The organism is Streptomyces sp. AK02-01A, assembly GCF_033795305.1.
GTDB lineage: Bacteria > Actinomycetota > Actinomycetes > Streptomycetales > Streptomycetaceae > Streptomyces.
In genome coordinates, this window is the sequence record NZ_JARBAE010000024.1 from 29,148 (window position 1) to 41,674 (window position 12,527).

Genomic DNA, 12,527 nt, shown 5'->3' on the forward strand with positions numbered 1-12,527 from the left:
ACAATGGGACGGGCGTCGCATTCATCCGAGTAGACCCATGGCACTGTGGGGCGTCACACTCTGAAGCACTGGAAGAGGGAGGGCTCATGCCGCCAAGGGCTTACCCGACCGCCCGGCAGAAGCGGTTGGGAACCGAGCTGCGAAAGTTGCGTGAACGGGCTGGAATGTCCGGCAGTGAGGTTGCGGCATTCCTGGGCGGTGAGCGGGCTCAGGTCAGTCATCTGGAGTCAGGTCGGTACGGCGTCAGTGCGGAGCGGGTCCGTCGAATCGCCGCCCACTGCTCGGCGACGAACAAGCATCTTGTCGACGCGCTTGCGAGCATGGCTGAGGAGCGCGGAAAAGGCTGGTGGGAGGATTATCGCGGCATTCTGTCGCCGGGCTTTCTCGACCTGGCGGAGCTGGAGCATCATGCTGCATATCTGCGCACAGTGCGGATGCTAGTTGTGCCCGGCTTGCTCCAAACGGAGGCGTACGCCCGCGAATTGATCGCGAGTGGCGTGTCCAATGTTCCGGCCTCTGAGATCAACGTGCGCGTAGAGCACCGCATGAGGCGTCGTGAAATTTTTGACCGTCCGAACCCGCCGAAGTTCGAGGCGATCATTCACGAAGCCGCACTTCGCATGAGGTATGGCCCTGCCGAGGTCGTTCGGGCACAGCTCGAATTCCTTTGCGAGGTCGCGCTGTGGCCGAGTATCACCATCCGCGTCGTTCCTTTCGATGCGCAGATCACGGGATCGGTTCATTCGATGCTCTATGCGGGTGCCTCGCTCCCCGAACTGGATACCGTCCAAATTGACAGCGCGTTCGACGGCGGATTTCTCGATGCCGAAGCGCAACTCGCAAGGTACCGGGCACTGCTTGACTCGGTGGAAGCGATTTCGCTGGATGCCGACGAGTCAAGTAAATTCATCCAACACATCGCACAGGAAATGTGAGTCACGTGGCATGACCGACCACATCGTTTGGCAGAAGTCCTCTTACTCCGGAGCCGACAACAATCAGGACTGTGTTGAGCTGGCCGTCGTCAACGAGCAGATCATGATGCGCGAGAGCGAAGATCCAGACACCGTCGTCACTACGAGTCGCGAGAAGCTGCGAGCCTTCCTGCTCGGGGTCAAGGCTGGAGAGTTCGACCACCTGATCTGACGGAAGTGCTCCAACTGCGCCCCTCATCTCCGCAGGTGGGGGGCGTTTGGCGTATGACGGCGCAACTTTGGGACGTCCCACTGTTGCGACATGGCTTCTTGTGGCGATACCGTTACTACGCGTCGCCGTCCGGGGCGATTCCTCGGCAGGATCACGCCCTGACCGGCGCAACTCTCCCTACCCCGTGCCCATTTGGGAGAGTCCAAGAAGGGTTGGTCCCTGTCTGTAGCTCGTCATGCCGGCGACAGGCAGGGGCCAACCTGACACCGCGCCAGGAGGCCACCGCCATGCGCGACTCCGCTCCCGCATCCCGCGTATCCCGCGCGTTCTGGTGCGAGCAGGTCACCTACACCTCGATGGACGCCGACGCCATCGCCGTCGTGTCGCGCTACTCCGCCGCCAGCCCCGCCGAGGCGGTCCGGAGCGTCCGAGTCGCCGTACGGGCGCTCGCGTTCGCGCTTCCGCCCATCGAGCGTCACCGCGCGCTGAGTTGGGCCGAAGGTGGCGGCTGTGTCGGCGCCATCGCCGCGCTGCACCGAGGCGAGCCCTGCGGGTTCTCTCTCAGCCGTCGCACCGACTGGATCGAGTGGTCCGTCCGGCCCTTTCTCGTCTTCGACGTGAACGACAAGGCCCTGCTTTCCGTCCTGCCGGCATCCTCGGGCGAAACCCTCGCGTGTGCCGCCGACTCGCCTTCCGGACGTGACGTGTCCCGGTCATAATTCGAGGGCTGCTCCCACTGACCCCACGGCCGACGGAGGCACCCCCCACATGACCACATCCACCGGCACGCGCCGCGCCTTTCTCACCGGCGCTCTCGCCGTCTCCGCCACCGCGCTCATCGGCGCGGGCTCCGCCGTCGCGGCCCCGCCTCGCGCACTCGCCGTACAGGACTGGATGTCCGGCTTCGCCGACTCCACTCCGGTACGGCAGTTGACCATCCCGGGCACCCACAATTCCGGCGCCCGGGTCGGCGGACTCTGGGTGGCGTGCCAGGAAACCAGCGTCGCGGACCAGCTCGACAGCGGTATCCGCTTCCTCGATGTCCGCTGCCGGGCGTTCGACAACGCCTTTCCCATCCATCACGCCGCGTACTACCAGAACCTCAACTTCGACGATGTGCTCGGCGCCTGCCGGGACTTCCTCGGTGCGCATCCCTCCGAGACCGTCCTGATGCGGGTGAAGCAGGAGTACTCCACGGAGAGCGACGCCGAGTTCCGGCGGATCTTCGACACCTATCTCGACGGCAAGGGCTGGCGTTCGCTCTTCCGGCTCGACTCGACTCTGCCGACGCTCGGTGAGGCGCGCGGCCGGATCGTCCTGCTCGCGGACAACGCCGGGCTGCCCGGCGTGCGTTACGGCGACTCCGCGCTGTTCGACATCCAGGACGACTACCAGGCGGAGCCTTTCGCCAAGTATCCGCAGATCGAGGCGCAGTTCCGCAAGGCGGCCCAGCAGCCCGGAAAGATGTACATCAACTACGTCAGCACGGCCGCGCTGCTTCCGCCGCGCTGGAACTCCGACCGGCTCAACCCGCAGGTCCACACCTTCCTCGACGGCGCCGAGGCGAGCGGCTGGCGCGGCCTCGGGATCGTGCCGCTGGACTTTCCGGCCACGCGCGCCGGACTGGTCGAATCGCTGATCCGGCACAACGGCTGACGAGGCGGGCGGCCCGGTGGCGGCCGGGCCGCCCGCGTACCGCCGGATCGCGAAGGTGGCGGACTGTCAGCTCCGCCGTCGTCAGACCACCGGAGGGACGGCCGACAGGCGACCGCGCGGGAGGTCCTGGCGTGCCGAACGGCTGATCATGTGTTCGCCGCGGCCGAGTCGTCGAAGGCGTTCTGGTGGCCGCGGATCTCGGAGTGGTGGTCCGCGGACCAGGCGGCCAGCTCCAGGACCGTGGACAGGAGCGAGCTGCCCAGGCCCGTCAGCGAGTACTCGACGCGAGGCGGGACCTCCGCGTACGCGGTGCGGTTCACGAGCCCGCTGCGCCGGAGGTGCTTGAGAGTGAGCGTGAGCATGCGCTGGGAGATGCCGGGGATTCTGGCCGCGAGATCGGAGTAGCGGGTCGAGCCGTCGGCGAGCGTGCCGATGATCAGCACGCTCCATTTGTCGCCGACCAGATCAAGGATCTCGCGGATGAAGTCCGCGTCCTGGCCGTCCCAGTGTGCGCAAGGACCGGGCACGCCCCGCACGCTCGCCCGCACATCGCGGCGAGCCGCTCCGATTTTGCTCGTGCTCATGAGTGTCGCCTCTCCGCAGCGCACATTCATGTGTGTCCTCACACATGAATGTGCCTTTTGTGACCGTCCTCATTCTAATCAATAGTGGGGCTACGAACATCCGGTAAGTAATACGGACCTCGGCCACCCATCGCTACGGAAAGTGCCATCATGTCCTACCTTCTGCGGATAGACTCCTCCGCCTCCGGCGACGCCTCCTTCTCCCGGCAGGTCGCCGACACATTCTCGGCGGCCTGGGACGGCGAGATCGTCCATCGGGACCTCGCCCTCGACCCGATCGGCCATCTCGACGCCGCCGGCATCGCCGCCCGTACCATCCCCGCGGCCGAGCACACGGCCGACCAGAAAGCCGCGGCGGCCGTGCAGGACGCACTCGTCGAGGAGTTCCTCGGCGCGAGCGCCTATCTGTTCGCCGTCCCGATGTACAACCTGTCGATGCCCTCGGTGTTCAAGGCGTGGCTGGACCACATCATGATCGTCGGCAGGACCATGGGCCTCGGCGACGCCGTTCCCACCGCCGGGCGCCCCGCCGTCGTCGTCTCGGCCCGTGGCGGCGGCTACGGCCCCGGCGCCCCGCACCACGGCAAGGACTTCGTCGTCCCGGCCCTGGAGGTCATCCTCGGCGACCCGGCACTGATGGCCCTGGACGTCCGCGCGATCACGCCCGAGCTGACCTACGCGCCCGTGATGGAACCGCTGCGGCATCTGGTGCCGCTGCACGTGAGCTCACTGGAGAACGCGCACGCACTGGCGCGCCGCTACGCCGAGGAACTCTCCCCGGCCGCTGCCGCCCGCACCGCCTGACCTGTACAGCCGCTCCGGTGTCAGCTCAGTACGTCTCCGGCGGCGGCGTCGGCGCTCCCGGGATACGGATCCATGCCACCGTGCCGCCGTCCTCCGCCGGACGGAGCGCGATCTCGCCGCCGGTCTGCTGGACGGTGCGGGCCACGATCGACAGTCCGAGACCGGAGCCCGGCAGCGCGCGCGCCGACGGCGAACGCCAGAAGCGTTCGAAGACATACGGCAGCTCCTCGGCCGGGATTCCCGGGCCGTGATCGCGCACCGTCAGCTCTCCGGCCGCGCTCAGCGCGACCTCCACCGAGCCGCCCGCCGGACTGAACTTCACCGCGTTGTCCAGGACATTGACCAGCGCGCGCTCCAGCGCGGCCGGCTCGGCCCGTACGTACCAGGGACGCAGATCCGCGCGGATGGTCAGCTCGGGACCGCGCAGCCGGGCCCGTTCCAGCGCGCTCTCCACGATCTGGTGGAGCGCGACGACCTGGAGCGGGCCCGGATCGGCGGCGTCCGGGCGGGACAGCTCCTGAAGATCGCCGATCAGCGAGGCCAGTTCGGTCATCTGCGCCTTCACGGACGCCATGAGCGCCTTGCGGTCGTCCGGCGGGATGGCCCGGCCCGTCTCCTCGCTGCGCGCCAGCAGCTCGATATTGGTACGGAGCGAGGTCAGCGGTGTCCGCAGCTCGTGGCCCGCGTCGGCGATCAACTGCGACTGCCGGTCCCGGGAGGAGGCGAGCGCGGCGGTCATGGAGTTGAAGGAGCGGGACAGCCGCGCGATCTCGTCCTCGCCTTCGACCGGGATACGGACGGTGAGGTCCTCCGTCCTGGCGACATGCTCGACCGCGTGGGTCAGTCCGTCGACGGGCCGGAGCGCCTCTCTGGCGACCCAGAGGCCGGCCGCGCCCGCTCCGATGACACCGATACCGGCGACGGCCGCGAGCAGCAGGGCCAGCGTGTTCAGCGAGGTGTCGATCTCGGCGAGCGGACGCGACACGGAGACGGCGGCCTCGGCGCCGGGCCCGAGCGGCACGCGCTGTGTCCTGACGCGGACGGCGGCGCCGCTGTCGGTGGTGCTGTTGTGCAGGCTGTCCTGTTCGGTGCCACGCGCGACCGCCACATCCTGCGGCTGGACCTTCACCGGCTCCGAGTACGGGAACACACAGCGCCTGCCGTCGCCGCTCACCACCTGGACATAGGCGAAGGCGGTGGTGGTGATGCCGTCGGGGCTGGTGCCCGTGGCGCAGTTGGTCAGCGCTTCCCGTACGGCGGCGGGCTGGGCCGAGGTGTTCTGGAGCGACTTGTCCAGCTCGCTCTCCAACTGGGCGCGCGTCAGCAGCCAGCAGGCGACGGCCGCGGCGGCGACCGCCACGGCCACGGCCGTGGCGACCAGCAACGCGAGACGCGACCGGATCGGCAGCGCCCGGAAGCGGCGTACGGGAGAGATCACTCCGGACCGCCGCCGGTCCCGGCCGCGCTCGCACCGCCGCTTCCGGAGTCGGCGCGCAGCGCGTATCCGACGCCTCGCACGGTGTGGACCAGCCGGGGCTCGCCGCCGCTCTCCGTCTTCCGGCGCAGATACATCACGTACACATCCAGTGAGTTGGAGCTCGGCTCGAAGTCGAATCCCCAGACGGCCTTGAGGATCTGCTCCCGGGTGAGCACCTGCCTGGGATGCGCCAGGAACATCTCCAGCAGAGTGAATTCGGTACGGGTCAGCTCCACGCGCCGGTTGCCTCGGGAGACTTCGCGGGTCGTCAGGTCCATCCGCAGATCGGCGAAGGCGAGCACGTCGTCCCGGGCCGGATCGCCCGGTTCCGTCGCGTACGAGCTGCGGCGCAGCAGCGCGCGGATCCGCGCGAAGAGCTCGTCCAGCTCGAAGGGCTTGACGAGGTAGTCGTCGGCGCCGGAGTCCAGGCCGGTGACCCGGTCACCGACCGTGTCGCGGGCGGTCAGCATCAGGATCGGCACCTTCGAGCCGCCGGCCCGCAGGCGGCGGGCCGCGGTCAGACCGTCCATACGTGGCATCTGGATGTCGAGGACGATCAGATCCGGACCGTAGGCGGCGGCCTTGGTGAGAGCGTCGACGCCGTCGACGGCGACCTCTGTCCCGTAGCCGTCGAAGGCGAGGCTCCGCTGGAGCGCCTCGCGGACGGCGGGCTCGTCGTCGACGATCAGGATGCGTTGCGGATCGCCCTCGGCGGGACTCATGTCGCTTCTACCTCGTCAGCTCGGTGGGACGGATGACCGGTGCTATCAGCGTCGCACGGCCGGCCGCGGCGCCGCGCTTCCCGTCGGCGCCGCGCTTCCCGTCCGGCCGGTGCGCTGCGGCCCGGCCGCGATCATGGACGAGCGCGTGCTGTGCGCGGTCGGTCGCGGTCCGTGCCGGATCAGACGGCGCTGTTGGTGCCGCCGGAGCGCAGTGCGGAGAGGTCGGCCTTGACGGTGTTGACCGGGATGGCGAACCCGAGACCGACACTGCCGACACTGCCCGCGCCGGAGTCGCCGCCGGACGTTGCCGAACTCGGCGCGTACATCGCGGAGTTGATGCCGATGATCTGGCCGTTCATATTGATCAGCGCACCGCCGGAGTTGCCCGGGTTGAGCGAGGCGTCGGTCTGGAGCGCCTTGTACGTGGTCTTCGAGGACCCGGTGTCGCCGTTGAACTGGCGCCCGCCGAACTCGAACGGCCAGCCGCCGTCGCCCTGCTGTTGCTGCTGCTGTCCCTGGTCCTGCTCCTTGGCCACGGTGACATCGCGGTCGAGGGCCGAGATGATGCCGCTGGTGACGGTGCCGGTCAGGCCCTCGGGAGAGCCGATGGCCACGGCCTGGTCGCCGACCCTCACCTGGTCGGAGTCGCCGAGCGTGGCCGTCTTCAGGCCGCTCGCGCCGTCCAGCTTGACGAGCGCGAGGTCCTTGTCGGCGTCGGTGCCGAGGACCTGTGCGTCATAGGTCTTGCCGCTGCTGAGCTGGACCTTTATCGACGAGGCACCGGCGATCACATGGTTGTTGGTGATGATCTGGCCGTCGGAGGTGATGATCACGCCGGAGCCGGTGGACTGGCCGCCGCTGGATGCCGCGTTGATCTCGACGATGCTCGGCGAGACGGCCTGCGCGACACCGGCGACGGTGCCGGAGCTGCTCTGCGAGACGGTCGTCCCGCTGATGGTGGTGGAGCTGCCGCCGGTGGCGCTGTCGGTGTACTGGCCGACCAGCGTGGCCGTACCGCCGCCGACGACGGCGGCGGCGATCGCCACGGCCGCGAGCAGCGCGAGCGGGCCCTTGGCCCGGCGCGCCGGTGCGGCGCCGCCATGGCCGTGATGGGCCGGAGGAAGGATGGGACCGTACGCGGGCGGCGGCGGATAGGCCGGGCCCGTGGACCATCCGGAGTGCTGGTGCTGTCCGCTGCCTTCGTCGCCGCTCGGGCGGTTGTAGTCCGTCATGGGAATGACTGTCGGACCCGTAGATGAGAACCGGCTGAGGACGCTCTGAGAAGCCCGACAGAAGCGTGTATGCCCGATATAAAGGTCCCGGTTCTCCTGCCGGCGGCCCGGTCCTCTTTGCTGCCGGCGGCCCGGTCCTCGCCCGGGGCCGCCGGTGCGGCGCGCGCTCGCTACTCGCAGCCGCAGGAGCGGCGCACGACCAGCGCGGATGGGAACTGCTTCACGCGTTCCCGCCGGGATCCCGCCACCCGCAGTCCGTCGTCCAGCACCAGGTCCACCGCGGCCCGCGCCATCGCCGGACGGTCGGAGGAGATCGTCGTCAGCGGCGGGTCCGTGAGCCCGGCCTCCTTGACGTCGTCGAACCCGGCCACGGCCAGCTCACCGGGGACGTCCAGGCGCAGCTCGCGCGCGGCCCGCAGCACGCCGATCGCCTGGTCGTCGGTGGAGCAGAAGATCGCCGGCGGTCTGTCGGGACCGGCGAGCAGCTCCAGCGCGACCCGGTAGGCGTCGTAGCGGTTGTACGGCGCCTGAAAGAGGCGGCCCTCCACGGACCGCCCGGATTCCAGCATGGCCCGGCGCCAGCCCTCGACATGGTCGGCCACCGGGTCGCCGACGGCGGGCGTGGACTCGACTCCGCCGAGGCAGGCCACATAGGGATGGCCGTGCTCCAGCAGATGCCGGGTGGCGAGCTGGGCGCCGCCGATGTCGTCGGTGACGACCGCCACGTCGTCGATCGCCTCGGGACGCTCGTGCAGCAGCACGACCCGCGCGTCCCACGCCTCGATCTCGGCCGCGGCGCGCTCGCTCGGGCCCTGGCTGACCAGGATCAGCCCCGAGACACGCATCCCGAGGAAGGCCCGCAGATAGTGGACCTCGCGCTCGTCGCGGTAGTCGGAGTTGCCGACGAGGACCATTTTCCCGCGCTCGGCGGCGGCCTGTTCGACCGCGTGCGCCATCTCGGCGAAGAACGGCTGCCGGGCGTCCGGTACCACCATCCCTATGAGGTCGGTCCGCCGCGAGGCCATCGCCTGGGCGACCCGGTCGGGCCGGTAGCCCAGCTCCTTGATCGCGGCGAGTACCCGCTCGCGCGTGGCCGGGGCGACCGGCCGGGGTCCGTTGTTGATGACATAGCTGACGACCGCGGTCGAAGTCCCCGCCAGTCGTGCGACATCGTCCCGCGTCACCTTGGCCACGCGCGGCAGTCTACGCGTGATGACCTACCGCTTGGCAGGCCGTACCGCACCTTCCCTGGCCTCTTCGAGTCCGGCGTCCGGCGCGTGCTGCTGAGGTCCTTCCGCGGCCTTCTCGTGCCGGGGCTCCGTCGGCGCCGGCTCGGCCGCGGTCTTCGCCTTGGCCTCCTCGGAACCGCGTTCCGGCTTCTCCGGTGCGACAAAGCGGTAGCCGACGTTGCGCACCGTCCCGATGAGGGACTCGTGCTCGGGGCCGAGCTTGGCGCGCAGCCGCCGTACATGGACGTCGACCGTCCGCGTACCGCCGAAGTAGTCGTATCCCCAGACCTCCTGGAGGAGCTGCGCACGGGTGAACACCCGGCCCGGATGCTGGGCGAGATACTTCAGCAGCTCGAACTCCTTGAAGGTCAGGTCGAGGACCCGGCCCTTGAGTTTCGCGCTGTAGGTCGCCTCGTCGACCGACAGATCGCCGTTGCGGATCTCCATCGGAGAGTCGTCGGCCGAGATCTGCTGGCGGCCCATCGCGAGCCGCAGCCGGGCCTCGACCTCGGCCGGACCTGCCGTGTCGAGCAGCACGTCGTCGATGCCCCAGTCCGCGGTGACGGCGGCGAGGCCGCCCTCCGTCACAACGAGTATCAGCGGGCAGCCCGGTCCGGTGGACCGCAGGAGCTGGCAGAGCGAGCGCACCTGTGGAAGGTCGCGCCGGCCGTCGATCAGGATGACATCGGCACCAGGGGTGTCGACAAGAGCGGGCCCTTCGGCCGGCGCCACCCGCACGTTGTGGAGCAGAAGTCCGAGGGCGGGAAGCACCTCCGTCGAGGGCTGGAGGGCATTGGTCAGGAGCAGCAGAGAGCTCATCGCCGACCACCTGCCTGGGTCGGGCTGTTGCCATACACGGTTCGCTTGCCCATTACGTCGGTTCCTCCTCGGTCCCTGCGAGGACGTATGCGGCACTGCTTGTACTGCTTACTGCTTGTACTGCATTTGTACTACTTGTTGCGTTTGTGGTGCTTGTCCCGCGATGCTGCCGGGTCGGCCCCGCGTCCCCGGGGCCGGGTTTTCCTTCTGTGCCTTCTGTTCCTTCTGTGTATGAGTTCCGTTTACGTCATCTGTCTGTAACAACGCACGGGAAACACAAAAGGACCCGGGGGCTACATTGCCCGGATCCTGTTCCGAGCAGAATAACCCACATGCGCTCCGTGTCCGAGGGTCAAGCCCGCAGATCATCCGTTTCCGACCGCTCTCCGGGTGCTCGGCGAGCGGTGCTCAGGACCGCCGACGGCGTCTCCATCGAGGCGGTGTACGAGTCGTGTACGGCAGGTTTCGCGGAGGATCACGGGCCGGCCGGCGGGACCGCGATCGTGATCGCCCACGGCTTCACCGGATCGGTGGACCGGCCGGCTGTACGACGGGCCGCTCGGGTGTTCGCGCAGCGTGCCGCCGTGGTCACCTTCTCGTTCCGTGGCCATGGAAACTCCGGCGGCCGCTCCACGGTCGGTGACCGCGAGGTCCTCGATCTGGCGGCGGCGGTGGAATGGGCGCGCTCGCTCGGCCATTCGAGAGTGGTGACCGTGGGCTTCTCGATGGGCGGCTCGGTCGTCCTGCGACACGCGGCGTTGCACAGGGGGCGCACGGAGGCGCGGACGGACGCTGTGGCCGCTGTGAGCGCGCCCGCGCGCTGGTACTACCGAGGTACGGCTCCGATGCGGCGCCTGCACTGGGTGGTGACCCGTCCCGCCGGACGGCTCGTCGGCCGCTACGGCCTCCGGACCCGTATCCATGACCGGGACTGGGATCCGGTGCCGCTGTCACCGGTCGAGTCGGTCCCGCTGATAGCGCCGACGCCGCTGCTCGTCGTGCACGGCGACCGCGACCCGTACTTCCCGCTGGACCATCCGCGCATGCTGGCCGCCGCCGGACCGGCGGAGCTGTGGCTGGAGCCGGGCATGGGCCACGCGGAGAACGCCGCCGACGAGGCGCTGCTGGCACGTCTCGGAGACTGGCTGGTGAACGCGGTGCGTCCGCCCGGTGCCGAGAGGCCCGAAGCGGCCCGGGAGGCGTAGGGCCGCTCGTTCGGACCTGCCGGGCTCGCGGGCCCGGCAGGCGTGGCCCGTCTTCGGCCGGTGCGGGCCGTCGTCCACAATGGAGCCGGCGAAAGGAGCACCGATGGCAGCGGGCACGATCCGCTACTGGGCCGCGGCCAAGGCCGCGGCGGGTATCGCGGAAGAGCCGTACGCGGCGGACAACCTGGCCGAGGCACTCGACGCGGCGCGGCTGAGGCATCCGGGTGAGCTGGTCCGTGTACTCCAGAGGTGTTCCTTCTTGGTCGACGGTGACCCCGTGGGGACCCGTGGCCATGAGACCGTACGGCTTGCCGAGGGCGGCACGGTCGAGGTGCTCCCGCCGTTCGCAGGAGGGTGAACCGCACAACATGAGCAACGATCAGCAGCATCCGTACGGTCAGGATCAGCCGCATTCGTACGGTCAGTACGGAGACGGCCAGTACGGAGACGGCCAGTACGGAGACGGCCAGTACGGAGACCAGGGCGCGTACGACCAGTACGGCCATCCGCGCCAGCCGTCCCACGGCGCGCACCAGGACCAGGACGCGTCCCGGGGCTGGGCCGAGCCGCGTCAGCCCGCGCCGGGCCACGCGGACGCGGCGGCCGCGCAGACCTGGGAGGGCCAGACCTGGGACACCCAGTTCCAGCCGCAGGTCGGCCGGCAGCAGGGCCAGGGACACCAGGCGCCGTACCAGCCGCAGCAGCGGACGTATCAGTCGCAGCAGCAGCAGCAGTCGGCCGCCGCCGACACCGCGTATCTGCCGCCGCAGGGCGGGTATCCGCTGCCGCCGGAGGCGTCCGCCGCCGCGCCCGCGCCGCACGAGTCCGCCGCACCGGCCGCCGCGCCTTCCGGCGACGGCTACAACGCGCCCACCACCATGGGCAACGCCAGGATCACCGACGCGCAGCGCGCCCGCGCCGAGGGCCGGTCGCCGATCATCCCGCCGGGCATGCAGCCGGCCGGGCTGACCGCGCTGCTCGGGCTGCTGCTGGCGGCGGGCGCGGCCGTCGGCCCGTACGCGCTGCTCGTCCCGCTCGTCCTGCTCCAGGCCGTCACCGCGGCCGGCTGGTTCCGGCTGAACGGCATGTGGCCGGCCAGACAGGGCATCGCGCTCGCCTTCCTGGGCGGAGTGACCGCCGATGTCGTCCTGCTCGCCGTCGGCAAGGAGAACGCGCCGGCCGCGATCATCGGCACGCTCGGTGTGTGGGTGCTGCTCACCGTGGTCCTGCAACTGCGCAGCCGCGCGGGCGCCGACGAGCGGATGCAGGGCCTGATGGCCACTCTCGCCTCGGCGGCGCTCGCCATCATCGCCACCGGGCATCTCGCCGCCGTGCCGGACGCGGTCGTGGTCGGAGCGCTGGCGGTCGCGGCGACGACGGTCGTCCGCGCGCTGCCGCTGCCCGGTGTCGTCTCCGTCGTGGTCGCGCTGCTGGTCGCGGCGGGCGCCGGGCTCGTGGCCGGCGGTCTGACGGACCTGGGCTCGGGCGCCGCGCTGCTGGGACTCGGCGCCGGTGTCTGCGCGCTGGTCGGGCTGCGGGCCGCGAGCTACGACTATCCGTCCCGCTTCGTGCATATGACGGCAGGAGTGGCGCTGCCTCTGACGGCCGCCGCGCCGGTGGTCTATCTGCTGGGCCGCGTGCTGTTCTGAGCGG

At 69.7% G+C, this 12,527-nt stretch carries 14 protein-coding genes; 8 read left to right on the forward strand and 6 right to left on the reverse strand.

The window, feature by feature from the left end; all coding sequences use genetic code 11:
* Positions 1–86: 86 nt before the first annotated feature.
* From PV679_RS21820 to PV679_RS21835, 4 genes are all read left to right on the forward strand, one after another.
* The gene (locus PV679_RS21820; RefSeq protein WP_319682032.1) at positions 87–935 is read left to right on the forward strand and encodes a helix-turn-helix transcriptional regulator; all 849 of its coding nucleotides are present in this window, start codon (positions 87–89) and stop codon (positions 933–935) included.
* Between the two features lie 10 nt (positions 936–945).
* Positions 946–1,146: a DUF397 domain-containing protein gene (locus tag PV679_RS21825; RefSeq protein ID WP_319682033.1), complete on the forward strand. Its 201-nt coding sequence runs from the start codon at positions 946–948 to the stop codon at positions 1,144–1,146.
* 287 nt (positions 1,147–1,433) lie between these two features.
* Positions 1,434–1,865, forward strand: coding sequence for a hypothetical protein (locus PV679_RS21830; RefSeq protein ID WP_319682034.1), 432 nt, complete (start codon positions 1,434–1,436; stop codon positions 1,863–1,865).
* Between the two features lie 49 nt (positions 1,866–1,914).
* A complete protein-coding gene (locus PV679_RS21835; protein WP_319682035.1) occupies positions 1,915–2,802 on the forward strand; it encodes a phosphatidylinositol-specific phospholipase C in 888 nt (295 codons plus the stop codon).
* Positions 2,803–2,948: 146 nt separating this feature from the next.
* Here PV679_RS21835 and PV679_RS21840 read toward each other — a convergent pair whose 3' ends face one another.
* Positions 2,949–3,386 carry a helix-turn-helix domain-containing protein gene (locus PV679_RS21840; RefSeq protein ID WP_319682036.1) on the reverse strand — a complete coding sequence of 146 codons (438 nt, stop codon included), beginning with the start codon at positions 3,384–3,386 and terminating at the stop codon, positions 2,949–2,951.
* 150 nt (positions 3,387–3,536) lie between these two features.
* On the opposite strand from PV679_RS21840, the gene PV679_RS21845 reads away from it, so the two are divergent.
* Positions 3,537–4,190, forward strand: a complete 654-nt coding sequence (locus PV679_RS21845) for an FMN-dependent NADH-azoreductase (RefSeq protein WP_319682037.1) — start codon at positions 3,537–3,539, stop codon at positions 4,188–4,190.
* Positions 4,191–4,215: 25 nt separating this feature from the next.
* On the opposite strand, the gene PV679_RS21850 is transcribed toward PV679_RS21845, so the two are convergent.
* From PV679_RS21850 to PV679_RS21870, 5 genes are all read right to left on the reverse strand, one after another.
* On the reverse strand, positions 4,216–5,625 hold the full coding sequence (locus tag PV679_RS21850) for a sensor histidine kinase (protein ID WP_416069774.1): 1,410 nt from the start codon (positions 5,623–5,625) through the stop codon (positions 4,216–4,218).
* Positions 5,625–6,389, reverse strand: a complete 765-nt coding sequence (locus PV679_RS21855; RefSeq protein ID WP_319682039.1) for a response regulator transcription factor — start codon at positions 6,387–6,389, stop codon at positions 5,625–5,627. The genes PV679_RS21850 and PV679_RS21855 overlap by 1 nt, the downstream gene beginning before the upstream one ends.
* A 179-nt stretch (positions 6,390–6,568) precedes the next feature.
* Complete coding sequence (locus tag PV679_RS21860; protein WP_319682040.1) at positions 6,569–7,621, reverse strand: S1C family serine protease; 1,053 nt, start codon at positions 7,619–7,621, stop codon at positions 6,569–6,571.
* A 170-nt stretch (positions 7,622–7,791) separates the two neighbouring features.
* On the reverse strand, positions 7,792–8,814 hold the full coding sequence (locus tag PV679_RS21865; RefSeq protein ID WP_319682041.1) for a LacI family DNA-binding transcriptional regulator: 1,023 nt from the start codon (positions 8,812–8,814) through the stop codon (positions 7,792–7,794).
* 24 nt (positions 8,815–8,838) lie between these two features.
* Positions 8,839–9,669, reverse strand: coding sequence for a response regulator transcription factor (locus tag PV679_RS21870; protein WP_319682042.1), 831 nt, complete (start codon positions 9,667–9,669; stop codon positions 8,839–8,841).
* Between the two features lie 332 nt (positions 9,670–10,001).
* Here PV679_RS21870 and PV679_RS21875 point away from each other — a divergent pair, with 332 nt between their 5' ends.
* The 3 genes from PV679_RS21875 (at position 10,002) to PV679_RS21885 (ending at position 12,523) form a co-directional block, all read left to right on the forward strand.
* On the forward strand, positions 10,002–10,874 hold the full coding sequence (locus PV679_RS21875) for an alpha/beta hydrolase (protein WP_319682043.1): 873 nt from the start codon (positions 10,002–10,004) through the stop codon (positions 10,872–10,874).
* Between the two features lie 103 nt (positions 10,875–10,977).
* Positions 10,978–11,232 carry a MoaD/ThiS family protein gene (locus PV679_RS21880; protein WP_319682044.1) on the forward strand — a complete coding sequence of 85 codons (255 nt, stop codon included), beginning with the start codon at positions 10,978–10,980 and terminating at the stop codon, positions 11,230–11,232.
* Positions 11,233–11,242: 10 nt separating this feature from the next.
* Positions 11,243–12,523 carry a hypothetical protein gene (locus tag PV679_RS21885; protein ID WP_319682045.1) on the forward strand — a complete coding sequence of 427 codons (1,281 nt, stop codon included), beginning with the start codon at positions 11,243–11,245 and terminating at the stop codon, positions 12,521–12,523.
* Positions 12,524–12,527: the final 4 nt, after the last annotated feature.

What these genes read in the sequence shown, in the direction of transcription:
- PV679_RS21820 (WP_319682032.1), top strand. Translation starts at nt 87, where the DNA reads ATGCCGCCAAGGGCTTACCCGACCGCCCGGCAGAAGCGGTTGGGAACC.
- PV679_RS21825 (WP_319682033.1), top strand. Translation starts at nt 946, where the DNA reads ATGACCGACCACATCGTTTGGCAGAAGTCCTCTTACTCCGGAGCCGAC.
- PV679_RS21830 (WP_319682034.1), top strand. Translation starts at nt 1,434, where the DNA reads ATGCGCGACTCCGCTCCCGCATCCCGCGTATCCCGCGCGTTCTGGTGC.
- PV679_RS21835 (WP_319682035.1), top strand. Translation starts at nt 1,915, where the DNA reads ATGACCACATCCACCGGCACGCGCCGCGCCTTTCTCACCGGCGCTCTC.
- PV679_RS21840 (WP_319682036.1), bottom strand. Translation starts at nt 3,386, where the DNA reads ATGAGCACGAGCAAAATCGGAGCGGCTCGCCGCGATGTGCGGGCGAGC.
- PV679_RS21845 (WP_319682037.1), top strand. Translation starts at nt 3,537, where the DNA reads ATGTCCTACCTTCTGCGGATAGACTCCTCCGCCTCCGGCGACGCCTCC.
- PV679_RS21855 (WP_319682039.1), bottom strand. Translation starts at nt 6,389, where the DNA reads ATGAGTCCCGCCGAGGGCGATCCGCAACGCATCCTGATCGTCGACGAC.
- PV679_RS21860 (WP_319682040.1), bottom strand. Translation starts at nt 7,621, where the DNA reads ATGACGGACTACAACCGCCCGAGCGGCGACGAAGGCAGCGGACAGCAC.
- PV679_RS21870 (WP_319682042.1), bottom strand. Translation starts at nt 9,669, where the DNA reads ATGAGCTCTCTGCTGCTCCTGACCAATGCCCTCCAGCCCTCGACGGAG.
- PV679_RS21875 (WP_319682043.1), top strand. Translation starts at nt 10,002, where the DNA reads ATGCGCTCCGTGTCCGAGGGTCAAGCCCGCAGATCATCCGTTTCCGAC.
- PV679_RS21880 (WP_319682044.1), top strand. Translation starts at nt 10,978, where the DNA reads ATGGCAGCGGGCACGATCCGCTACTGGGCCGCGGCCAAGGCCGCGGCG.
- PV679_RS21885 (WP_319682045.1), top strand. Translation starts at nt 11,243, where the DNA reads ATGAGCAACGATCAGCAGCATCCGTACGGTCAGGATCAGCCGCATTCG.